20 protein-coding genes are annotated in these 21,039 nt (G+C 68.4%); 12 read left to right on the top strand and 8 right to left on the bottom strand.

The window, feature by feature from the left end:
- Positions 1 to 8: 8 nt before the first annotated feature.
- The 7 genes from ACXAID_RS02065 to iolC all read right to left on the bottom strand — a co-directional run bounded on the left by ACXAID_RS02065 (position 9) and on the right by iolC (position 8,261).
- The gene (locus ACXAID_RS02065; protein WP_475020514.1) at positions 9 to 893 is read right to left on the bottom strand and encodes a bifunctional helix-turn-helix transcriptional regulator/GNAT family N-acetyltransferase; all 885 of its coding nucleotides are present in this window, start codon (positions 891 to 893) and stop codon (positions 9 to 11) included.
- 119 nt (positions 894 to 1,012) lie between these two features.
- Positions 1,013 to 2,503, bottom strand: coding sequence for a CoA-acylating methylmalonate-semialdehyde dehydrogenase (locus ACXAID_RS02070; protein ID WP_475020515.1), 1,491 nt, complete (start codon positions 2,501 to 2,503; stop codon positions 1,013 to 1,015).
- Between the two features lie 24 nt (positions 2,504 to 2,527).
- On the bottom strand, positions 2,528 to 3,544 hold the full coding sequence (locus ACXAID_RS02075; protein WP_475020516.1) for a Gfo/Idh/MocA family protein: 1,017 nt from the start codon (positions 3,542 to 3,544) through the stop codon (positions 2,528 to 2,530).
- 9 nt (positions 3,545 to 3,553) lie between these two features.
- Positions 3,554 to 5,503 carry a 3D-(3,5/4)-trihydroxycyclohexane-1,2-dione acylhydrolase (decyclizing) gene (gene iolD / locus ACXAID_RS02080; protein WP_475020517.1) on the bottom strand — a complete coding sequence of 650 codons (1,950 nt, stop codon included), beginning with the start codon at positions 5,501 to 5,503 and terminating at the stop codon, positions 3,554 to 3,556.
- Positions 5,504 to 5,515: 12 nt separating this feature from the next.
- Positions 5,516 to 6,412: a 5-deoxy-glucuronate isomerase gene (iolB, locus tag ACXAID_RS02085; protein WP_475020518.1), complete on the bottom strand. Its 897-nt coding sequence runs from the start codon at positions 6,410 to 6,412 to the stop codon at positions 5,516 to 5,518.
- A 3-nt stretch (positions 6,413 to 6,415) separates the two neighbouring features.
- Complete coding sequence (locus ACXAID_RS02090) at positions 6,416 to 7,300, bottom strand: Cgl0159 family (beta/alpha)8-fold protein (RefSeq protein ID WP_475020519.1); 885 nt, start codon at positions 7,298 to 7,300, stop codon at positions 6,416 to 6,418.
- Positions 7,293 to 8,261 (bottom strand): 5-dehydro-2-deoxygluconokinase, encoded by a 969-nt coding sequence (iolC, locus tag ACXAID_RS02095; RefSeq protein WP_475020520.1) that lies wholly within the window; start codon positions 8,259 to 8,261, stop codon positions 7,293 to 7,295. The genes ACXAID_RS02090 and iolC overlap by 8 nt, the downstream gene beginning before the upstream one ends.
- 161 nt (positions 8,262 to 8,422) lie before the next feature.
- On the opposite strand from iolC, the gene ACXAID_RS02100 reads away from it, so the two are divergent.
- On the top strand, positions 8,423 to 9,154 hold the full coding sequence (locus ACXAID_RS02100; protein ID WP_475020521.1) for a GntR family transcriptional regulator: 732 nt from the start codon (positions 8,423 to 8,425) through the stop codon (positions 9,152 to 9,154).
- 108 nt (positions 9,155 to 9,262) lie between these two features.
- On the opposite strand, the gene ACXAID_RS02105 is transcribed toward ACXAID_RS02100, so the two are convergent.
- Positions 9,263 to 10,048 (bottom strand): TIM barrel protein, encoded by a 786-nt coding sequence (locus tag ACXAID_RS02105; protein ID WP_475020522.1) that lies wholly within the window; start codon positions 10,046 to 10,048, stop codon positions 9,263 to 9,265.
- A 95-nt stretch (positions 10,049 to 10,143) separates the two neighbouring features.
- Between ACXAID_RS02105 and ACXAID_RS02110 the strand changes: the two genes are divergently transcribed.
- From ACXAID_RS02110 to ACXAID_RS02160, 11 genes are all read left to right on the top strand, one after another.
- Entirely contained in the window at positions 10,144 to 11,139 is a 996-nt protein-coding gene (locus ACXAID_RS02110; RefSeq protein WP_475020523.1) for a LacI family DNA-binding transcriptional regulator, read from the top strand.
- Positions 11,140 to 11,305: 166 nt separating this feature from the next.
- Complete coding sequence (locus ACXAID_RS02115) at positions 11,306 to 12,292, top strand: substrate-binding domain-containing protein (protein ID WP_475020524.1); 987 nt, start codon at positions 11,306 to 11,308, stop codon at positions 12,290 to 12,292.
- Between the two features lie 29 nt (positions 12,293 to 12,321).
- Entirely contained in the window at positions 12,322 to 13,383 is a 1,062-nt protein-coding gene (locus tag ACXAID_RS02120) for an ABC transporter permease (protein WP_475020525.1), read from the top strand.
- A 4-nt stretch (positions 13,384 to 13,387) separates the two neighbouring features.
- Positions 13,388 to 14,212 (top strand): ATP-binding cassette domain-containing protein, encoded by an 825-nt coding sequence (locus ACXAID_RS02125; protein ID WP_475020526.1) that lies wholly within the window; start codon positions 13,388 to 13,390, stop codon positions 14,210 to 14,212.
- Positions 14,213 to 14,351: 139 nt separating this feature from the next.
- Positions 14,352 to 14,501 carry a hypothetical protein gene (locus tag ACXAID_RS02130; protein ID WP_475020527.1) on the top strand — a complete coding sequence of 50 codons (150 nt, stop codon included), beginning with the start codon at positions 14,352 to 14,354 and terminating at the stop codon, positions 14,499 to 14,501.
- 227 nt (positions 14,502 to 14,728) lie between these two features.
- Positions 14,729 to 15,442 carry an MlaE family ABC transporter permease gene (locus ACXAID_RS02135; protein ID WP_475020562.1) on the top strand — a complete coding sequence of 238 codons (714 nt, stop codon included), beginning with the start codon at positions 14,729 to 14,731 and terminating at the stop codon, positions 15,440 to 15,442.
- A gap of 1 nt (position 15,443) precedes the next feature.
- Positions 15,444 to 16,298: an ABC transporter permease gene (locus ACXAID_RS02140; protein WP_475020528.1), complete on the top strand. Its 855-nt coding sequence runs from the start codon at positions 15,444 to 15,446 to the stop codon at positions 16,296 to 16,298.
- A gap of 1 nt (position 16,299) precedes the next feature.
- Complete coding sequence (locus ACXAID_RS02145) at positions 16,300 to 17,550, top strand: MCE family protein (protein ID WP_475020529.1); 1,251 nt, start codon at positions 16,300 to 16,302, stop codon at positions 17,548 to 17,550.
- Between the two features lie 25 nt (positions 17,551 to 17,575).
- On the top strand, positions 17,576 to 18,604 hold the full coding sequence (locus ACXAID_RS02150) for an MCE family protein (RefSeq protein ID WP_475020530.1): 1,029 nt from the start codon (positions 17,576 to 17,578) through the stop codon (positions 18,602 to 18,604).
- On the top strand, positions 18,601 to 19,758 hold the full coding sequence (locus tag ACXAID_RS02155) for an MCE family protein (RefSeq protein ID WP_475020531.1): 1,158 nt from the start codon (positions 18,601 to 18,603) through the stop codon (positions 19,756 to 19,758). Before ACXAID_RS02150 ends, ACXAID_RS02155 begins: the two co-directional genes overlap by 4 nt.
- Positions 19,755 to 20,993, top strand: coding sequence for an MCE family protein (locus tag ACXAID_RS02160; protein ID WP_475020532.1), 1,239 nt, complete (start codon positions 19,755 to 19,757; stop codon positions 20,991 to 20,993). Before ACXAID_RS02155 ends, ACXAID_RS02160 begins: the two co-directional genes overlap by 4 nt.
- Positions 20,994 to 21,039: the final 46 nt, after the last annotated feature.

The raw sequence follows: 21,039 nt of genomic DNA on the forward strand, positions 1-21,039 counted from the left end.
TGCGGCCATCAGCGGTCGAGACGCTTCTCGAACCAGCGGTGCGCGTAGGGCTCGTCGTTGAACGGCGCGATCTCGCGGTACCCGGACGAGGTGTACATGCTGATGGCTTCGGGCAGTTCGTCGCGCGTCTCGAGGCGCATCACCGTCACACCGTGGCGCCGTGCGCGGTCTTCGAGTTCACCGAGGATGCGGCGGCCGAGTCCCAAGCCGCGGACGTCGCCCCTGACCCACATCCGTTTGACATGGCCGGCCGAGTCGGGTTGGAAGATCAACGCCCCGCAACCCACCGGCGCGGCATGCAACGACGCCACCAGTAGGAGTCCGGCAGGGGGCGTCATCTCGGCATCGTGGACAGGGCTGCGGGCCGGATCATAGCCGCCGACGAACCGCTCGGCCAGTTCGGCGTAGTAGGTGCCGAGACACTCTCGCGCGTCAGGGGAGCGGGGATCGCTTTCGCGCACTTCCACGGTCGAGGCTGTCAGAAGTTTCTCCACCTCGGCCATGGCCGCCAACAACCGGCTGCGTTGAGATGGGTTGAGTGGAAGCAGGATCGACTCGGCGAGAGCGTCGGAGCTTTCGTCGAGGCGGTTCAGCTCGCGGCGGCCGTCGGCGGTGAGCGTGGCGGTGCGGACCCGTCCGTCGGCAGGGCTGGTGTCGACGGTGATCAATCCCTCGGCTTCCAGGGCGCGCAACATCCGGCTGAGGTGTCCGGAGTCCAGGTCCAGTCGTGCCCTCAGCTGCCGGACGTCGGCGCCGGCGGAACCGATCTCGAACAGGATGCGGTTCTGCCCCAGCGGCCGCGCGGTCGCCAGGTGTCTGTCGGTGAGCACGCCGATGCGTTGGGTCACGACGCGGTTGAAGCGGCGCACTCCGGCGGTCATGGCCCCATCCATTCTCTGACCATAGTCAGAGAATGGATGGGGGTGCAAGGGTGCCGCTCCTCCACCTCAGCGCGATTTCGGCGTGGTTGTCGTTGTTCTGCGACGACAACCACGCCGAAATCGCAAGGGGGCTAGTTGGTGGGGAATCCGAGGTTGATACCGCCGTGGCTAGGGTCCAGCCAGCGGCTGGTGATGGCCTTCTGGCGGGTGAAGAACTGCACCCCGTCCATGCCGTGGGCGTGGCTGTCACCGAACAGCGAGGCCTTCCAGCCGCCGAAGCTGTAGTAGGCCATCGGCACCGGGATCGGCACGTTGATGCCCACCATGCCGACCTGAACCTCGTTCTGGAACCGCCGGGCCGCCCCGCCGTCGTTGGTGAAGATGGCGGTGCCGTTGCCGTAGGGGTTGTTGTTCACCAATTCCATGGCGTCGTCGTAGGTCTCGACACGCACCACCGCGAGCACCGGGCCGAAGATCTCGTCGGTGTAGACGCTCATCTCGGTGGTCACGTTGTCCAGCAGGGTCGGGCCCAGCCAGAACCCCTCGGCTCCACCGTCGGCGGAAACCTGACGGCCGTCCAGGACGACCTTCGCGCCGTCGGCCTCGCCGGCGTCGATGTAGGAGGCAACCTTGTCGCGGTGGGCCTTGGTGACCAGCGGACCCATGTCCGAATCCTTGGTGCCGTCACCGGTCTTGATGCCGGAGGCCCGTTCGGCGATCTTGGCGACCAGGTCGTCGGCGATCGGGCCGACGGCCACGCACGCCGAGATCGCCATGCAGCGTTCCCCGGCCGAGCCGAAGCCGGCGTTGACCATGGCGTCGGCGGCCAGGTCGAGGTCGGCGTCGGGCAGGATCACCGCATGGTTCTTGGCGCCGCCGAGGGCTTGGACGCGCTTGTCGTGCGCGGTGCCGGTGGCGTAGACGTACTTGGCGATCGGGGTCGACCCGACGAAGGACACCGACTTGACCTTGGGGTTGGTCAGCAGCTCGTCGACGGCGGTCTTGTCGCCCTGCAACACGTTGAACACCCCGGCCGGCAGCCCGGCCTCCTTCCACAGCTCGGCCATCCACAGCGCTGCGCTGGGATCCTTCTCCGAGGGTTTGAGCACCACGGTGTTGCCGGTGGCGATGGCGATGGGGAAGAACCACATCGGCACCATGGCCGGGAAGTTGAACGGGCTGATGACGCCGACCACGCCCAGCGGCTGGCGAACCGAGTACACGTCGACCTTGGTCGAGGCGTTCTCGGTGAACCCGCCCTTGAGCAGATGCGGGATGCCGCAGGCGAACTCGACGACCTCCTGGCCGCGGCTGACCTCACCGAGTGCGTCGGACAGGACCTTGCCGTGCTCGGCGGTGATGATCGCGGCCAGCTCGCCCTTGCGTTCGTTGAGCAGCTCGCGAAACTTGAACAGCACCGCGGTGCGCTTGGCCAGCGAGGTGTCCCGCCACGCCGGGAACGCCGCCGCGGCCGCATCGATCACGGTGCGGGCATCGGCGACCGAGGCCAGCGCGACCTGCCCGGTCACCTCGCCGGTCGCCGGATTCGTCACCGGCGCCGTCGCGCCGGAGCTGCCGGTGAAGACGGCATCGTCGACCCAGTGCGAAATTGTGTTCGTCATCGTTGTCTTCCTTCGTGTTTCGGTTCAGGGGTGGTCTGCGAGCGCGACGTCGGCGGGCGCACCGCTGTGGAGTGACTCGACGCCGGCGGCACACACCGCTGCCGCGGCGTAGCCGTCCCACGCGGTGGGACCGTCGATGTAGTGGCCGGTTTGGGCACCGGCGTGGACCGCGTCGACCCAGCGCTGGATCTCGATGTCGTAGGCGCGGCCGAATCGCTCCCGGAATCCGGGGGTCAGTCGGCCGCCCCAGGTTCCGGATGCGGACTTGCGGATCATCCCGACGTCGAGACCGATGAGCGCGCTGCCGTGTTCGCCGACCACCTCGGTGCGTACCTCGTAGCCCACTCCGGTGGTGACGAACAGCTCGACGTCGACGTGCTTGCCGGACACCGTGCGCATGATCGCGACCTGCGGATCGACCACGCCGTCGGGAGCACCGGGATTCGAGGCCGGCCGGACGATCTGCACGCTGGCGATCTCCTCGCCGAACAGGAACCTCGTCACGTCGACCTCGTGGACCAGGGAGTCCTTGACGATCAACGTGCTGTCGAAATACGACGGGACCGCGGCATTGCGATGCACGCAGTGCATCATCAGCGGTACCCCGAGCTCGCCGCCGTCGAGCAGCGTCTTGAGCCGCATGTACTCCTCGTCGAACCGCCGCATGAAGCCGACCTGGATCAGCGAGAGCCCCAGCTCGGCTTCGCGGCGGACGATGTCCAGCGATGTGTCGACGTCGGTGGTCAGCGGTTTCTCGCACAACACCGGCTTGCGGTGCTCGAGGCAGGCCAGCAGCTGCTTCTCATGCGTGCTTCCCGGAGTGGCCAGCACCACCGCGTCGACGTCGGCGTCGGCGATCACGTCGATCGGATCGACCACCGCGCGACAGCCGTCGATCTCGGCGGCGATCTGCTCGGCTTTCTCGGTGACGTAGTCGTTGACGACCGATACCCGGGCCCCGGAGATCCGGGAGGTGATCCGGGCGACGTGGTCGGCGCCCATCACGCCGACGCCGAGCACCGCAACGCGCAAGTCGGACATCTGTTCTCCTCAGCGATCAGAGGGATTGATCAGCGGTCGCTGGACCTTCTTCCAGTCCGCGTACCGCTGGTAGGCCTGCTGGGTGGACTCCAGCGAGGACACCTCGCTGACCGGGACGTCCCACCACGAGTGGCTGTCCGGCGCGTAGACCATCGGGTCGGTCTCGACATGGATCACCGTGGTGTTCTCGGCGGCCTTGGCGACCTTGACGGCGTCGGCGAACTCGGCGGCGGTGCCCACCTTGATGACGTCGGCGCCCAGGCTCGCCGCGTTGGCGGCCAGATCCACCGGGAGTTTGGCCCCGTCGAGCCGGCCATCACCGCTGCGGAACCGGTATGCGGTGCCGAAGCGCTGGGAGCCGAGGGATTCCGACAGTCCGCCGATCGAGGCGAAGCCGTGGTTCTGGACCAGCACCGGGATGACCTTCACCCCCTCCTGCACGGCGGTCACCAGCTCGGTGGCCATCATCAGGTAGGACCCGTCGCCGACCATGATGAACACGTCGCGGTCGGGGGCCGCCATCCGCACCCCGATGCCGCCGGCGATCTCGTAGCCCATGCAGGAGTATCCGTATTCGACGTGATAGCCCTTGCGGTCACGCATCCGCCACAGCTTGTGCAGGTCGCCGGGCATGGACCCGGCCGCGCAGACCACCACGTCGCGGGCGTCGGAGAGGGTGTTGACCAGCCCGATCACCTGGTTCTGGTTCAGCGCCACCCCGTCTTCGGTGCGGTACACCCCGGACACCGTCGCGTTCCACTCAGCCATCAATTCGCCGATGCGGGAACGATACTCATCGCTGACCGTGTAGCCGCTCAGCGAGTCGGCCAACGATTCCAGGGATTCACGGGCGTCGGCGACCACACTGATGCCGCCCTGCTTGACCGAGTCCAGCGACGCCACGTTGATGTTGACGAACCGGACATCGGGGTTGTTGAACGCGGTGCGCGAGGCCGAGGTGAAATCGCTGTAGCGGGTGCCGATCCCGATGATCACGTCGGCATCGCCGGCCAGCGCGTTGGCCGCGGTGGTTCCGGTCGAGCCCACCGCTCCGACCGAGCGCGGATCGTCGTGCAGCAGCGATCCCTTGCCCGCCTGGCTCTCGCACACCGGGATACCCGTCTGCGCGACGAACTGGGCCAAGGCGTCGTTCGCCCCGGAGTAGATGACTCCGCCGCCGGCGACGATCAGCGGCTTGGCGGCCGACCGGATCACCTCGGCGGCGCGGGCGATCACCGCCCGCTCGGGCAGCGGCCGGGCGATGTGCCAGGTCCGCTCGGCGAACAGCGACACCGGCCAGTCGAACGCCTCGGCCTGGACGTCCTGGGGCAGCGCGACGGTCGCCGCTCCGGTCTCGGCGGGATCGGTGAGCACGCGCATCGCCCCCAGCAGCGCCGCGGGCAGCTGCTCGGGCCGCCACACCCGGTCGAAATAGCGGGACAGCGGCTTGAACGCGTCGTTGACGGTGACGTCCCCGCTGGACGGCAGCTCGAGTTCCTGCAGCACCGGCGCGCTGGCCCGGGTGGCGAAGGTGTCCGACGGCAGCAGCAGTACCGGGATCCGGTTGATGGTCGCCAGCGCGGCGCCGGTCAGCATGTTGGTGGCGCCGGGCCCGACGCTGGCGGTCACGGCCCAGGCCTGCAGGCGATCCCGCTGGCGGGCGTAGGCCACCGCGGTGTGCACCATGGCCTGTTCGTTGCGGCCCAGGACGTATCTCAGGCCGGGCTCGGTGCCGGTCTCGGCCGCCTCGACCTCATCCTGCAGCAGCGCCTGCCCGATGCCGGCTACGTTGCCATGGCCGAAGATGCCCAGGCATCCGGCGAAGAACTTGTGCCGCTCGCCGTCGCGTTCGACGAACTGGTTGGCCAGGAAGCGCACGGTCGCCTGGGCGACGGTGAGCCGGACGGTCGCTTCGGTGTCGGCCAGTTTCTCGGTCGACTTGGGCGCGGTGGAAACCACGGGGTCAGTCTCCTATCCAGCCGGCGGAGCCGGCGATCGAGTGTCGGGCGAGGGCTGGCCGAACGGGAGTCGGGCATCGATCTGCTGGTGTTCCCAGCTGCCGCGCAGCCAGGTGTGGTCGGGGTCGTCACAGATCATCCAGGCCCGGGTGGGTCCGGAGCCGGCCATGACGTTGAGGTAGTACATGTGGTGTCCCGGCGCCGCGATCGACGGGCCGTGGTAGCCGTGCGGGACGAGGACCACGTCGCCGGAGCGGACCTCCTCGAGCACCTCGATCGGCCGCTGCGGGGTTCCGTAGACCCGGTGATATCCGAATCCCGTTGTACCGGCTGGGCTGTCGTCGATCTCAAAGTAGTAGATCTCCTCGAGCTGGGTTTCCACCTCGGTGTTCTCGTCGTGCTTGTGGGCGGGGTAGCTCGACCAGTTGCCGCCGGGGGTGATCACTTCGCACGCGATCAGCGAGTCGGCTTCGAAGGCGGTCGCGGTGCCGAAGTTGTGGACCTGGCGGCTGCAGTTGCCTGCTCCGCGCAGTTCGACGGCCACGTCGGCGGCGGCCACCCGGCGGTTCGGGAACGCGCTTGTGGCGCGTGCTCCGCAGATCGCGATGCGGCCGTGGCCGGCCAGGGTGTAGGCCTGCTCGATGCCGAGGTAGACCATGTCGGCGGGACCGTCGAAAACGCGCGCCCGTGGGGACAGTTCGAATGTCTGGTCGCCGCACGTGACGGATCCGGCGCCGGCCAGCGGGAGGATCATCACCTCGTTGTCACCGGTGTGCAGCGACACCTCGCCGCCGTCGCCGAGGTCGACGACGTGCAGTGACGACTCCGCCCAGCCGGCGTCCTCCGGGGTGATCGCGACGGTGAACGGGTCCGCGGCGCTGCCGGCCGGGATGTAGAGCTTCGAATGCATTCCTCACCTCACCATCGCCACGGCGGTGGCCACCGCCGAGCTCACGTCGTCGTCCGGGGGGTAGAGCAGGGTGCGGCCGACGATCAGGCCGCGCACCGCGGGCAGCGCCAGCGCCTTCTCCCAGGCCGCGAAGGCTTCGTCGGGGTCGGTCGGGTCGCCGCCCAGCAGCAGGGTCGGCATCGTGGTGGACTCCATCACCCGGTCCATTTCCTCGACGACGGGTAGCTTCATCCAGGTATACGCCGATGTGGCGCCCAGCCCCTGGGCGATGTGCACCGACTTGATCACCGCGTCGGGGGACAGGTCGTTTCTGACCTTGCCGTCGACCCGGCCGGACATGAACGGCTCGAGCATCGCGATCAGGCCGTGGGCGGCGAGCTCGTCGACCGCCGTGGCGCAGGCCGCCATCGTGGCGACCGTGCCCGGGTCGTCGAGGTCGATGCGGCACAGCATCTTTCCGCCGTTCATCTTCGCCGCCGCGGTGGACGCCGCGGTGGCCCCGGTCATCCGGTCGTCGAGTTCGAACGACGCTCCGGCCAGGCCGCCCCGGTTGAACGAGGAGAACACCACCTTGTCCTCCAGCGCGCCCAGCAGCACCAGGTCGTCGAGGATGTCCGCGGTGGCCAGCACACCGTCCACGCCCGGATCGGCCAGCGCTGCGCGCAGCCGGTCGAGCAGGTCGGTTCGGCTGTTCATCGCGGTGGTGCGGGCGCCGACCGCCAGTGCGCCGCGGGCCGGATGGTCTGCGGCGACGATCATCAGCCGTCCATTGCCGCGCAGGGTGGGCCGGGTGCGCCGGTACTCCCAGGCCTCGGCGACGGCCGCCGGATCGGTCGCGCGGACCTCGGCGACTTCGGCGTAGTCCCGGCACTTCGGGGTGTCAGACATTCACGGCCTCCACGGCGGTCTGTTCGGCGAGTTCGGCCACCTCGGTGGCGGTCGGCATGGCGGTCGAGCACTCCAACCGGCCGGCGACGATGGCGCCGGCGGCGTTGGCGTAGCGCAGCGTTTTCTCCAGCGGCCACCCGTTGAGCAGGCCGTGGCACAGGCTGCCGCCGAACGCGTCACCGGCGCCAAGGCCGTTGACGACGTCGACTTCGTTGGGCGGCACGGTGACCGAGGAGCGGCGGCTCTTGCCCAGCACCCCGCGCGGACCCTGCTTGACGATCGCGAGTTCGACGCCGAGGTCGAGCAGCGCGTCGGCGGCCTTGTGCGGGTTGGTCTCGCCGACGGCGATCTCGCACTCCTCCCGGTTGCCGACGGCGACGGTGACCTGGGTCAGGGCACGCTGCACCTGTTCGGTGGCGGCGGCGGCCGAGTCCCAGAACATCGGCCGGTAGTCGAGGTCCAGCACGGTCAGCGGCGCACGACCGCGTGATTGCCATGCTTCGAAATGTGCGCTGCGGCTGGGTTCTTCGGACAGTCCGGTGACCGTGGCCCAGAACAGCCGGGCTGATCGCACCGCGTCGGTGTCGATCTCGTCGACGCCGATCTGCAGGTCCGGGGCGCTGGGCCGGCGGTAGAAGTAGAGCGGGAAGTCGTCCGGCGGGAAGATCTCGCAGAACGTCACCGGGGTAGGGAATTCGGTGGAGGTGGCCACGTAGCGGTTGTCCACGTCCAGGCGGGCCAGCTCGGCGCGCACGTAGCGGCCGAACGGGTCGTCGCCGACGCCGGAGATCAGCGCTGAACGGTTGCCGAGGCGTGCCGCGGCGACCGCGACGTTGGCGGCGCTGCCGCCCAGGAACTTCCCGAACGTCTGGACGTCTTCGAGGCCGACGCCGACCTGCAGGGGGTAGACGTCGACACCGCAGCGCCCGATGGCGAGGACGTCGTATTGCTGATTGGTCATCAAGAGTCACTCCGACGGAATTGGGTGTGGGTGGCTTGGTTAGAACTGTGCCCCCGGTCACGTCCCGATGTCAAGACTTTGTCCTGACATTCTATCTTTTGCACCCCGGATGTTAGGATTCCGGCATTGGTTGGCTGGCCCTACTCGAGATCGGAGCCGACGTGCCACTGACGGTGGAGCTCGACAGGTCGAGTCCTGTTCCCCTCTACTATCAGCTCGCCCAGGCGATCGAGGCCGCGATCCGCGACGGCGAGCTCGCCCCCGGCGACCGATTCGAGAACGAACTCGCGCTGGCCAAGCGGCTGACGTTGTCGCGGCCCACCACCAGGCGGGCCATCCAGGAGTTGGTGGACAAGGGGCTGCTAGTCCGCAAACGCGGCGTCGGCACCCAGGTCGTGCAGAACCCGGTGCACCGCCGGGTGGAGCTGACCAGCCTGTTCGATGACCTGGCCCGTGCCGGGCAGGAGCCCACGACGCAGTTGCTGGAGTATCACGTGGGCCCGCCTGACGACGAGGTGGCCCGCGAGCTGAACCTCGCCGAGGATCGCGAGGTGGCCATGATCAAGCGGCTGCGCTGCGCCAACGGTGAGCCACTGGCGCTGATGATCAACTACCTTCCCGCCGATATCGCACCGGACCCCGAGGAGCTGGAGAGCAACGGGCTCTACCAGTCGTTGCGCTCGCGCGGGGTGCACATCCGGCTGGCCCGCCAGCGCATCGGCGCACGCAGCGCGACCCGCTCGGAGGCGCAGCTGCTCGACGAGAAACCCAACGCGCCGTTGCTGACCATGGCCCGCACCGCATTCGACGACTCGGGTGCGGCGGTCGAGTACGGCAACCACTGCTACCGCGCGTCGCGGTACTACTTCGACACCACGCTCGTCGACCGCTGACCCGCCCCTTTCCGCCGAAACGGCATTCCGGCAGAACTTTTGCGAGTGCGGGCCTGCTGGAATGCCATTTCGGCGGGGGTCGGTGCGGGGGATCGGGGGCGGCGGGGGTCAGCTGAAGGCGGCGCGGAAGGCGTCCAGTGCGGCGTCACTGGCCTGCGTTCCGTCGCCCGACGCCCAGGCCTCCATGCCGATCGTCCCGGTGTAGCCGATGTCGCGCAGTGCCGCCGCGATCGCCGGGTAGTTGATCTCGCCGGTTCCGGGTTCGGCACGGCCGGGCACGTCGGCGACCTGGATCTCGCCGATCGACTCCCCGCACCGGCGGAGGAGCTCGATGAGGTTCCCCTCGCCGATCTGCGCGTGGTAGAGGTCGAGCATCATCTTCACGTTCGGATGCCCGACGCCCTCGACGAGCGCCAGCGTGTCCCTGGCCCGGGCCAGCGGCACCCCGGGGTGGTCGACGATCGTGTTGAGGTTCTCCACGCAGAACTGCACGCCGGCCGACGCGCCGAGCTCGCCGAGGCGTTCCAGCGTGCGCGCGGCGGTCAGCCACATCTGGCCGGTAGAGCGCTGCCGGGGCCGCGCCGCCTGCCCGTCGACCAGTTCGGCGGTGTGCAGGTTGAGCCTGGTGACGCCGAGCGTCTCGGCGGCCTTGATGCTCAGTTCGGCCGTGCGTACCACTTCGTCGCACGTCTGCGGGTCGACGAGGTCGCCGTGCAGGTAGCCGGTCATGGACGTGAACGTCGCGCCGGTCGCGGCCAGGGCGTCCAGGTCCTTGTCGTGCCAGCTCCAGATCTCGACCGCGAACCCCCGCTCGTGGACGCGCTCGACGCGATCGAGGAGCGGCAGGTCGGTGAACACCATCTCTGAGCACACCGCCAGCTGAAATCCGTTCACGCAGGCCTCCATCCATGGACTAGAACGTTCTAGAACAGTAGGGCCCGGCGTGCTCACCCGTCAACGAGGCGGCGGTGGGGTTCTAGGATGACGCGGTGCAACGCAGGCCCACGCTCGAGGATGTCGCGGAGCGGGCCGGTGTCTCGCGGGCGCTGGTGTCGATCGTGATGCGCGAGGCGCCCGGCGCCGGTGCGGCCACCCGGGAGCGGGTGAAACGCGCGGCCGACGAGATCGGCTACCGCCCCGACCCGCGAGCCCGGCGGCTGCGCCAGCACCGCACCCGGCTGATCGGCTTGATGTTCACCGCCGGTCAGGAGTTTCACGCCGACCTGGTCGACGGCGTGTACGTCACCGCCGAGGAACTGGGCTACGACGTGGTGCTCAGCGCGGTGACGCCGCACCGCGCCGAACCGCGCGCGGTGCGCACCCTGGTCGACGACCGGTGTGAGGGGCTGATCCTGGTCGCGCCCCGGATGGGCGCGGGCCGGCTGGGGGAGGCGGCGGCGCAGGTGCCTGCGGTGGTGCTGGCCCGCAAGATGCGCGGGGTGGACGCGGTACGCAGCGATGACGCCGCCGGGGCCGTCCTGGCCGTCGAGCATCTGCTCGGTCAGGGGCATCGCCGCATCCTGCATCTGGACGGCCGCGGCGCCGCGGGGGCGGCGGAACGGCTGCGTGGCTACCGCCGTGCGATGCGCGGCGCCGGGTTGCCCGAGCTGATCCGTGCGGGTGGGCTGACCGAACGTGACGGTGCGGCTGCCGCCACGGCGCTGGTGGCCGAGGGTGAGCTGCCGGATGCGGTGTTCGCCTTCAACGATCGCTGCGCGCTGGGTTTTCTGGATGTCCTGATCAGGGCGGGAATATCGGTGCCGCAACAGATTTCGGTGGTCGGTTTCGACGACGGTCCAATGGCGGGCCTGGCCCACATCGGCCTGACCACGGTGCGTCAGGACGCGGCCGGACTCGCCGGGGCGGCGGTGCGGCGGTTGGTCGGCCGCCTCGACGGTGACGTAGACGCCGGCGGCGATGTGGTCGACATCGTGTGTGAGCCGACGCTTGTCGTGCGGCGGTCCACCGCGCAGGCGGATCCGTGAGCTGCGGTGATCGCCCCTTGCATATGACTAGCGGTCCTAATGTCAGGACAAAGTCTTGACTTTCGGGTGTGAGGCGTATTACATCACCAAGTGAGGCGTGTCGCCCCGCACCGACCTGCAGGGTCCCGGAGGGCGCCGCGGTGATCTCGAAGACAAGGAGAGACCAATGACGTTCAAGCGGCTTGCGGCGATCGCGGGAGCCGGCGTGCTGGCCCTGGGTATGGCGGCATGCTCGAGCACCGGAGGCGCCCCCGAAGGGTCTGACGGTGGCTCCGGCGGTGGCACCGTGGACACCCCGCGGATGACCATCGCGATGATCACCCACGAGGTGCCCGGCGACTCGTTCTGGGACCTGGTCCGCAAGGGCGCCGAGACGGCGGCCCAGAAAGACAACGTCGAACTGCGCTACTCCAACGATCCCGAGGCGCCCAACCAGGCCAACCTGGTCCAGGCCGCGATCGACAGCGGCGTCGACGGCATCGCCGTCACCCTGGCCAAGCCCGACGCCATGCGCGCGGCCGTGGAGCGCGCCGACGCCGCCGGCATCCCGGTGGTGGCGTTCAACGCCGGGATGGACTCCTGGGAGGACATGGGGGTCAAGGAGTACTTCGGCCAGGACGGCTTCATCGCCGGTCAGGGGGTCGGTGAACGACTGCAGTCCGAAGGTGCCGGCAAGGCGCTGTGCGTGATCCAGGAGCAGGGCCACGTCGACCTCGAGGCGCGCTGCGCCGGGGTCCAGGACACCTTCGCGGGCACCGAGATCCTCAACGTCAACGGCAAGGACATGCCCTCGGTGGAGGCCACCATCACCGCCAAGCTGCAGCAGGACCCCAGCATCGACTACATCGTCACCCTCGGCGCGCCGTTCGCGCTGACCGCCGTGCAGTCGGCCCAGAACGCCGGCAGCACCGCCAAGATCGGCACCTTCGACACCAACGCCGCGCTGGTGGACGCGATCGAAGGCGGTGACGTGCAGTGGGCCGTCGATCAGCAGCCCTACCTGCAGGGTTACCTCGCCGTCGACTCGCTGTGGCTGTACAACTCCAACGGCAACGTCATCGGCGGCGGCGCTCCGACGCTGACCGGCCCGGCGTTCATCGACTCGACCAACATCGACTCGGTGGCCGAGTTCGCCCGGGGCGGAACCCGCTGACCGGCGGGCTGATCAGGAAGGGTCGCAAGATGACTACCCAACACGCAGACCTCGACGCGTCGGCCCACAAGGTCGTCCGCGACGAGCGGATCAAGGAACGCAACCGCTTCCACCGCCTGATGATCCGGCCGGAGGTCGGTGCGGCGACCGGTGCGATCGCGATCTTCGTGCTGTTCCTCGTCGTGGCGCCGCCGTTCCGGGAGGCCTCGTCGCTGGCGACGGTGCTCTACGCGAGCTCCACGATCGGCATCATGGCCTGTGGCGTCGCACTGCTGATGATCGGCGGCGAGTTCGACCTGTCCACCGGTGTCGCGGTGACGTTCAGCTCGCTGGCCGGTTCGATGCTGGCCTACAACCTGCACCTCAACCTATGGGTCGGGGCCGCGCTCGCGCTGGTCCTGGCGCTGGGGGTCGGGTTCTTCAACGGGTTCCTGGTGATGAAGACCAGGATCCCCAGCTTCCTGATCACGCTGAGCACCTTCTTCATGCTCGCCGGCATCAACCTGGCGGTGACCAAACTGCTCTCCGGCCAGGTGGCCACCCACAGCGTCAACGACATGGCCGGCTGGGACTCGGCCGGCACGGTGTTCGCCTCGTCGTTCAACATCGGCAACGTGAGCATCCGCATCACCGTGGTGTGGTGGCTGATCTTCACCGCCGTGGCGACGTACGTGCTGTTCAAGACCAAGATCGGCAACTGGATCTTCGCCGTCGGCGGGGACGCCGACAGTGCCCGCGCGGTGGGCGTGCCCGTCACCAAGGTCAAGATCGGGCTGTTCATGTTCGTCGGCTTCTGCGCCTGGTTCGTGGGCATGCACCTGCTGTTCGCCTTCAACACCGTGCAGTCGGGGCAGGGTGTGGGCAACGAGTTCTTCTACATCATCGCCGCGGTCATCGGCGGCTGCCTGCTCACCGGTGGCTACGGCACCGCGATCGGAGCGGCCATCGGTGCGTTCATCTTCGGCATGACCAACCAGGGCATCGTCTACGCAGGCTGGGACCCCGACTGGTTCAAGTTCTTCCTGGGCGCGATGCTGCTGTTCGCGGTCATCGCCAACAACGCCTTCCGAAACTATGCAGCGAAGAAGTGATCGAATGACCATCTCAGTCGAAAAGCCCAGCAGCAGTGAGCAGTCCGGTGGCAAGGTGCCGCTCGTCGAACTCAAGAACGTCGGCAAGTCCTACGGCAACATCACCGCGCTCAAGGACATCTGCCTGCGGGTGCACGCCGGGGAGGTGACCGGCATCCTCGGGGACAACGGAGCGGGCAAATCGACGCTGATCAAGATCATCGCCGGCCTGCACCAGCAGACCGAGGGCCAGTTGCTCGTCGACGGCAAGGCGACCAAGTTCAACTCGCCGGCCGAGGCGCTCGACAAGGGCATCGCGACGGTCTACCAGAACCTGGCCGTCGTGCCGTTGATGCCGGTGTGGCGCAACTTCTTCCTCGGCCAGGAACTGCGCAGGAAGACGTTCCCGTTCTCGCTGGACGCCAACGCGATGCGTGCCACCACCGTCTCGGAGCTGTCCAAGATGGGCATCGACCTGCCCGACGTGGACGTGCCGATCGGCTCGCTGTCCGGTGGCCAGAAGCAGTGCGTGGCGATCGCGCGGGCGGTGTTCTTCGGTGCCCGGGTGCTGATCCTCGACGAGCCGACCGCCGCGCTCGGCGTCAAGCAGTCCGGGGTGGTGCTCAAGTACATCACCGCGGCCAAGGAGGCCGGCTTCGGCGTGGTGTTCATCACCCACAACCCGCATCACGCGCACCTGGTCGGGGACCATTTCGTGCTGCTCAACCGGGGTCGTCAGAAGCTGGACTGCACCTATGACGACATCACCCTCGAACACCTCACCCAGGAGATGGCCGGCGGCGACGAACTCGAGGCACTGTCCCACGAGCTGCGCAGCAACAAGGACTGAGTTCGCCGCAGGCCGCTCGCCGGCGGTGCAGCGGCCACGCCCCGGTGTTTCCCACGCTACGAGACGTTCACTGTCTCGACATGGTCACACCCCACGCTGAAACGCGCCCGATCCGGCGCGCGACGGCACAATGGGGAGTATGGACAGGGATCTCGAGTCACAGGCCGTCGTGCCGGCCTGGCGTGACCCGCTGTCGGCGGGCTGGCGTGCGCACCGCAACCTGTTGCTGCTGCGCCTGCGTTGGCACGAACGGCGTGCGGCGGTTGCCGATCGGGCCGACCACGCCTGAACCACGGTTCGGGCGAGCTAACCCGGCCCGGACGGCCCCGGACCTGGGGCCTGCCCCCGTAAGGGAGAGGCTTATACCTCTTGTGGAAGCAGCGGACCGGAGGTCGGACTAGATAGCGTTTCGGCCATGCCATCGGCCGCGTCGACAGTCCGCTCCCCGGAGCGAAGGTGGTGATCGCGGCCAGCACCGCGGTGGCTCCCGTCCGGGCCCTCGGGGACTTCTTCGCGATGTCCCTGGACACCTTCGTGCTGATGTTCCGCCGGCCGTTCGCCTGGCGTGAGTACGTCATTCAGACGTGGTTCGTCGCGCGGGTGTCGGTGCTGCCGGCGTTGATGCTGACGATGCCGTACTCGGTGCTGCTGGTCTTCACCTTCAATATCCTGCTCAAAGAATTTGGTGCAGCGGACTTTTCCGGCACCGGAGCCGCCATCGGCACGGTGAACCAGATCGGCCCGATCGTCACGGTGCTGGTGGTCTCCGGCGCCGGCGCGACCGCGATGTGCGCCGACCTCGGCGCACGCACCATCCGCGATGAGCTCGACGCGCTGAAAGTGATGGGAATCAACCCCATCCAGGCACTGGTGGTTCCCCGGGTGCTCGCGGCCACGACGGTGGCGCTGGCCCTGTCCGCCACGGTGATCATCGTCGGGCTGGCGGGCGCCTTCCTGTTCTGCGTGCACATCCAGCACGTGTCCGCCGGTGCGTTCATCTCCGGCATGACACTGCTGACCGGCGCCGGTGACGTGGTGGTATCGCTGGCCAAGGCAACTCTTTTCGGGCTCGCCGCGGGGTTGATCGCCTGCTACAAGGGCACCTCGGTGGGAGGTGGGCCCGCCGGCGTCGGCAACGCGGTCAACGAGACCGTCGTGTTCACCTTCATGGTGCTGTTCGCCATCAACGTCATCGTCACCGCCGTCGGCATCCAGTTCACGGTCGCCTGAGATGACATCGAGTGCACCGAGCAGGCCGCTGGGCCGGGTACGCGGCATCGCCGGCGACCTCGCCTCCGGATGGGACCGCATCGGCGCCCAGGCGCGGTTCTACGCCGAGACAGTGGCCGCCATCCCCGACGCCGTGGTGCACTACCGCACCGAACTGCTGCGGCTGATCGCGCAGATGGGCCTCGGCAGCGGCGCGCTGGCCGTGGTGGGCGGCACGGTGGCGATCGTCGGGTTCCTGACGATGACCACCGGGGCACTGGTGGCCGTCCAGGGCTACAACCAGCTGGCCTCGGTCGGTTTCGAGGCGCTGACCGGATTCGCCTCGGCCTTCTTCAACGTGCGCCTGATCGTGCCCGGCACCACCTCGGTGGCGCTGTCGGCGACCATCGGCGCCGGAGCGACCGCCCAGCTGGGCGCGATGCGGATCAACGAGGAGATCGACGCGCTGGAGGTCATCGGCATCCGCAGCGTCACCTACCTGGCCGCGACCAGGGTGCTGGCGGGGGTGGTGGTGGTGATCCCGCTGTACTGCGTCGCGGTGATGATGGCCTTCTTCGCGGCCCGCTTCGGCACCACGATCATCTACGGGCAGGGCTCCGGGGTCTACGACCACTACTTCGGCACCTTCCTGAGCACCACCGACCTGGTCTGGTCGTTCATCCAGTGCGTGGCGATGACCGTCGTCATCATGCTGGTGCACACCTACTACGGCTTCCACGCCTCCGGCGGGCCGGCCGGCGTCGGTGAGGCGGTGGGGCGGGCGGTGCGCACCTCGATGGTGGTCGCCGCAGTGGAGATCGTGATGATCTCGCTGGCGGTCTACGGCCAGTCCGGCAACTTCAACCTGGCGGGTTGACATGCAACGACGCGCGGGCGAGTCCCGCATCTCCAACGGCTGGTGGGCCACCATGCTGCTGGCGGTGATCGCGCTGTTCCTGGGCAGCACCACCGCGGTCTACAACGGCGTGTTCCAGGAATCGATACCGGTGACGCTGACCTCGCAGCGCTCCGGTCTGGTCATGGAGACCGGCGCCAAGGTGAAGCTGCGCGGCGTCGAGGTCGGCCGGGTCAGCGGCATCAGCGGCGGTGACGGTGCGGCCAGTCTGCAGCTGGCGATCGACCCCGACCAGATCCAGTTCATCCCCGCCAACGTCGAGGCCCGGATCCAGTCGACCACCGCGTTCGGGTCGAAGTTCGTCGACCTGGTCTACCCGGCGGATCCGAGCCCGGCGCACCTGGCCGCGGGGGCGGTGCTGCACTCGATCAACGTCAGCACCGAGGTCAACACGATCTTCGCGAACCTGTCCGAACTACTGCAGATGGTCGACCCGGCCAAGCTGAACGCCGTTCTGACCGCGGTGGCCGACGGTGTGCGCGGCCAGGGCGAACGGATGGGCCAGGCCACCACCGACCTCAACGTGGTGCTGACCGCCCTCAACGAGCGCAGCGCGACGATCCGACGGGACTGGCAGGCCTTCAAGGGATTCAACGACACCTATGCCGCGGTGGCCACCGATCTGGTGACCATCCTCGACAGTGCGAGCACCACCAGCGCCACGGTCGTCGACCACGCCGAGGACCTGGACGCGCTGCTGCTCAACACGACCGGCCTGGCCCGGTCCGGGACCGATCTGCTGGGCGCAAGCAAGGACAACCTGGTCGCGCTGGTCGACACCCTGGAGCCGACGACCGCTCTGCTGCGCGAATACGAGCCGGTCTACACCTGCCTGCTGCAGGGGGCCACCTGGTTCCTGGACAACGGCGGGTACGACGTGTGGGGCGGCGCCAACGGACGGTCCATCCAGTTCGACGTCGGACTGCTGTTCGGCAACGACGCCTACCAGTACCCGCAGAACCTGCCGCGCATCGCGGCCAAGGGCGGGCCGGGCGGGCGCCCCGGTTGCGGATCGCTGCCCGACGCGACGAAGAACTTCCCCGTGCGCCAGTTGATCGCCGACACCGGATGGGGGCCCGGCCTGGACGTGCGGCCCAACCCCGGGATCGGCCACCCCTGCTGGGCGAACTACCTGCCGGTGACCCGGGCGGTCCCCGAGCAGCCCAGCATCAGGGCCTGCCTGCCCGGGCCCGCCCCCGGACCGAACCCGTGACCAGACCGCCGAGAGGAGCGACACCGTGAAGGACGACTTCAAGGGCGCCGCATGGCGTCTGCTGATCTTCCTGAGCATCTGCACGCTGGGCGCGTTCGCGCTGCTGACGATCTTCGCCCAGTTCCGGTTCGGTGTCGGAGCCCGCTACTACGCCGAGTTCAGCAACGTGTCCGGCCTCAAGGACGACGACATGGTGCGTATCGCCGGCGTCGAGGTCGGACAGGTCAAAGGTGTTTCGTTCAACGCCGATTCGACGCTGCGCGTCGAGTTCGCCACCGACGACTCGGTGGTGCTCACCGAGGGGACGCGCGCAGCGATCCGGTACGACAACGTGATCGGGGGCCGCTACCTGGCACTCGAGGAAGGCGTCGGCGGGCTGGCGACAATGCCGGTCGGCGGCACGATCCCGGTGGCACGGACCGAACCCGCACTCGATCTCGACTCCGTGGTCGGCGGGTTCAAACCGCTGTTCCGGGCGCTGGATCCAGAACAGGTCAATGCGCTGTCCGGTCAGCTGATCGCGGCGCTGCAGGGCCAGGGAGCCACCATCGGATCATTCCTCTACCAGGCCGCGGCGGTCACGAACACCCTCGCCGACCGGGATGTGCTGATCGGACAGGTGATCACCAACCTCAACGCGGTACTCGGGTCGCTGGGCAGCCAGACCGACCGACTCGACGTGGCGGTCACATCGCTGTCGGAACTGGTGGCCGGGCTGGCTGAACGCCGCACCGACCTGTCGACGTCGCTGGCCTACACCGATGCGGCGGCGGCCTCGGTGGCCGACCTGCTGGCCGCCTCACGCGAGCCGTTCAGCAAGGTGGTCTCCGAGACCGACCGCGTCGCCGGAATCGCGGTGGCCGACAGCGACTATCTGGACAACCTGCTCAACACCCTGCCAGACAAGTACCGGGCACTGGGCCGGCAGGGCATGTATGGGGACTTCTTCAGTTTCTATCTCTGCGACATCGTCCTCAAGCTCAACGGCAAAGGCGGCCAACCGGTCTACGTCAAGATCGCCGGCCAGGACACCGGGCGGTGCGCACCCAAATGAGATCGTTCACCGAACGCAACCCCGTGATCATCGGAACCGTGGGTGTGCTCACCGTCGCCGCGGTCGTGACCGGCGCGCTGCAGTACCGAAACCTCCCGCTGGTCAACCAGGTCAACGACTACTCCGCCTACTTCGCCGACGCGGGCGGCCTGTTCACCGGCGCCACGGTGGAGGTATCGGGATACCCCGCGGGCCGGGTCTCGTCGATCGAGCTCGACGGGACGGCGGTGCTGGTGAAGTTCAGTATCGATGACAACATTGCGGTGGGTGACGCCACCGAGGCCGCGATCAAGACCAAGAGTCTGCTGGGCACCAAGATGCTGGCCGTCGTGCCCCTCGGCACCGGAGAGCTCTCCGAGCCGATCCCGCAGAGCCGAACCGCCTCGCCCTATCAATTGCCAGACGCACTGGGCGATCTGGCCGACACCATCAGCGGACTGGACACCCCGACACTGTCCGACGCGCTGGCCACGCTGTCGGAGACGTTCGCCGACACCCCGGTTCAACTGCGTGAGGCGGTGCAGGGGGTGTCACGATTCGCCCAGAGCCTCAACGAGCGCGACGCGCAACTGCGCACGCTGCTCGACAACGCCGCGGCGGCCACAACCGTCCTGGCCCGCCGCAGCGACCAGATCGCCCGGCTGATCACCGACACCAACGCGCTGCTGGTGCAACTGCGCACCCAGAGCGAAGCGGTCAACCAGATCTGGCTCAGCATCTCCGCCGCGGCGCAGCAGCTCAAGGGTTTCATCGCCGACAACCGCGCCCAGTTGCGGCCCGCGCTGGACAAACTCAACGGGGTTCTGGCCATCGTGGAGAACCGCAGGGGGCGCCTGCAGGAAGCCGTCACGTTGCTCAACAAGTACGCGATGTCGCTGGGGGAGTCGTTGTCCTCGGGGCCGTTCTTCAAGGCCTATGTGGCCAACCTGCTGCCCGGGCAGTTCGTGCAGCCGTTCGTCGACGCCGCGTTCTCCGACCTGGGCCTGGACCCCACGGTGCTGGCCCCCTCGGAGCTGACCGACCCGCAGACCGGCCAGCCCGGCACCCCGGCGCTGCCGGTGCCCTATCCGCGGACCGGTCAGGGCGGTCCGCCCCGGCTCACCGTGCCCGACGCCATCACCGGTAACCGCCCCGAGCCGGCGGCCGGGCCATGAGCCGGATGCGCGCGGTGCTGGCCGTGGTGCTCGCCCTGACCCTGTCGGCCGGGGTGTTCACCGCGCTGCGGATCGGCGACAACGCCGACAAGGTCTGGGTGACTGCGTACTTCGAGAACAGCAACGGGCTCTTCGAGGGCGACGACGTCCGGATTCTCGGTGTCCCGGTGGGCCGGGTGCACAGCATCGAGCCGCAGCCCGACCGCGCCCGCGTGACGTTCTGGGTGTCGGGCCGCCACCCGGTCCCCGCCGACGCCAAAGCGGTGATCCTGTCGCCCCAGCTGGTCACGGGCCGGGCCATCCAGTTGACCCCGGTCTACAGCGGTGGGCCGGTGATGGCCAGCGGCGCGGTCGTCGACCGGGACCGCACCGCCGTGCCGGTGGAGTGGGACGACGTGCGCGTGCAGCTGCAGCGGTTGACGACCCTGCTGGCGCCGACCGAACCGGGTGGCGTCAGCACCCTCGGCGCGGCCATCGGCACCGCCGCGGAGAACCTGCGCGGCCAGGGCGGCAGCATCCGCGAGACCGTGGTGAAGCTGTCCCAGGTGCTGGCCACCCTCGATGCCCACAGCGACGACATCTTCACCACGTTCACCAACCTCTCGACGCTGGTCTCGGCGCTGCGCGACAGCGCCGACCTGCTCGAGCAGCTCAATGCCAACATGGCCGCGGTCTCCGGCCTGGTCGCCGACGATCCGGACAAGGTCGCCCGCACTGTCGACGACCTGGCCGCTGTGATCGGCGACGTCGGCAGCTTCGCCGACGAGCATCGCGACGCGATCGGGACCGCGTCGGACTCGCTGGCCGCGATCAGCGACACGCTGGTCGCCAGCCTCGACGACATCGAGCAGACCCTGCACATCGCACCCGGCACCTTGGCGAACTTCGCGAACATCTACGAACCGGCCAACGGGGCTCTGACCGGAGCGCTGGCGGTGAACAACTTCGCCAACCCGATCAGCTTCATCTGCGGAGCGATCCAGGCGGCGTCGCGGCGCGACGCCGAGCACTCGGCCAAGCTGTGCGCCCAGTACCTGGCCCCGATCGTGAAGAACCGGCAGTACAACTTCCCGCCGATCGGGGCGAACCTGCTGGTCGGCGCCCAGGCCAGACCCAACGAGATCACCTACAGCGAGGACTGGATGCGTCCCGACTACGTGCCACCGGCCGCGGCCACCGATCCGGGCGCCGGGCTGACCGGAATGATGGTGCCGGCCCACGGAGCCGGGCAGTGAACCGGGCGCACCGGCCGGGTCCCGTCTCCGCCGCGTCCCGGGTCGC

The sequence above is a fragment of the Mycobacterium sp. ABE4_509 genome (assembly GCF_056160785.1).

What these genes read in the sequence shown, in the direction of transcription:
- ACXAID_RS02120 (WP_475020525.1), top strand. Translation starts at nt 12,322, where the DNA reads ATGACTACCCAACACGCAGACCTCGACGCGTCGGCCCACAAGGTCGTC.
- ACXAID_RS02065 (WP_475020514.1), bottom strand. Translation starts at nt 893, where the DNA reads ATGGATGGGGCCATGACCGCCGGAGTGCGCCGCTTCAACCGCGTCGTG.
- iolB (WP_475020518.1), bottom strand. Translation starts at nt 6,412, where the DNA reads ATGCATTCGAAGCTCTACATCCCGGCCGGCAGCGCCGCGGACCCGTTC.
- ACXAID_RS02125 (WP_475020526.1), top strand. Translation starts at nt 13,388, where the DNA reads ATGACCATCTCAGTCGAAAAGCCCAGCAGCAGTGAGCAGTCCGGTGGC.
- ACXAID_RS02130 (WP_475020527.1), top strand. Translation starts at nt 14,352, where the DNA reads ATGGACAGGGATCTCGAGTCACAGGCCGTCGTGCCGGCCTGGCGTGAC.
- ACXAID_RS02155 (WP_475020531.1), top strand. Translation starts at nt 18,601, where the DNA reads ATGAGATCGTTCACCGAACGCAACCCCGTGATCATCGGAACCGTGGGT.
- iolC (WP_475020520.1), bottom strand. Translation starts at nt 8,261, where the DNA reads ATGACCAATCAGCAATACGACGTCCTCGCCATCGGGCGCTGCGGTGTC.
- ACXAID_RS02115 (WP_475020524.1), top strand. Translation starts at nt 11,306, where the DNA reads ATGACGTTCAAGCGGCTTGCGGCGATCGCGGGAGCCGGCGTGCTGGCC.
- ACXAID_RS02070 (WP_475020515.1), bottom strand. Translation starts at nt 2,503, where the DNA reads ATGACGAACACAATTTCGCACTGGGTCGACGATGCCGTCTTCACCGGC.
- ACXAID_RS02135 (WP_475020562.1), top strand. Translation starts at nt 14,729, where the DNA reads ATGTCCCTGGACACCTTCGTGCTGATGTTCCGCCGGCCGTTCGCCTGG.
- ACXAID_RS02140 (WP_475020528.1), top strand. Translation starts at nt 15,444, where the DNA reads ATGACATCGAGTGCACCGAGCAGGCCGCTGGGCCGGGTACGCGGCATC.
- ACXAID_RS02075 (WP_475020516.1), bottom strand. Translation starts at nt 3,544, where the DNA reads ATGTCCGACTTGCGCGTTGCGGTGCTCGGCGTCGGCGTGATGGGCGCC.
- ACXAID_RS02160 (WP_475020532.1), top strand. Translation starts at nt 19,755, where the DNA reads ATGAGCCGGATGCGCGCGGTGCTGGCCGTGGTGCTCGCCCTGACCCTG.
- ACXAID_RS02145 (WP_475020529.1), top strand. Translation starts at nt 16,300, where the DNA reads ATGCAACGACGCGCGGGCGAGTCCCGCATCTCCAACGGCTGGTGGGCC.
- ACXAID_RS02090 (WP_475020519.1), bottom strand. Translation starts at nt 7,300, where the DNA reads ATGTCTGACACCCCGAAGTGCCGGGACTACGCCGAAGTCGCCGAGGTC.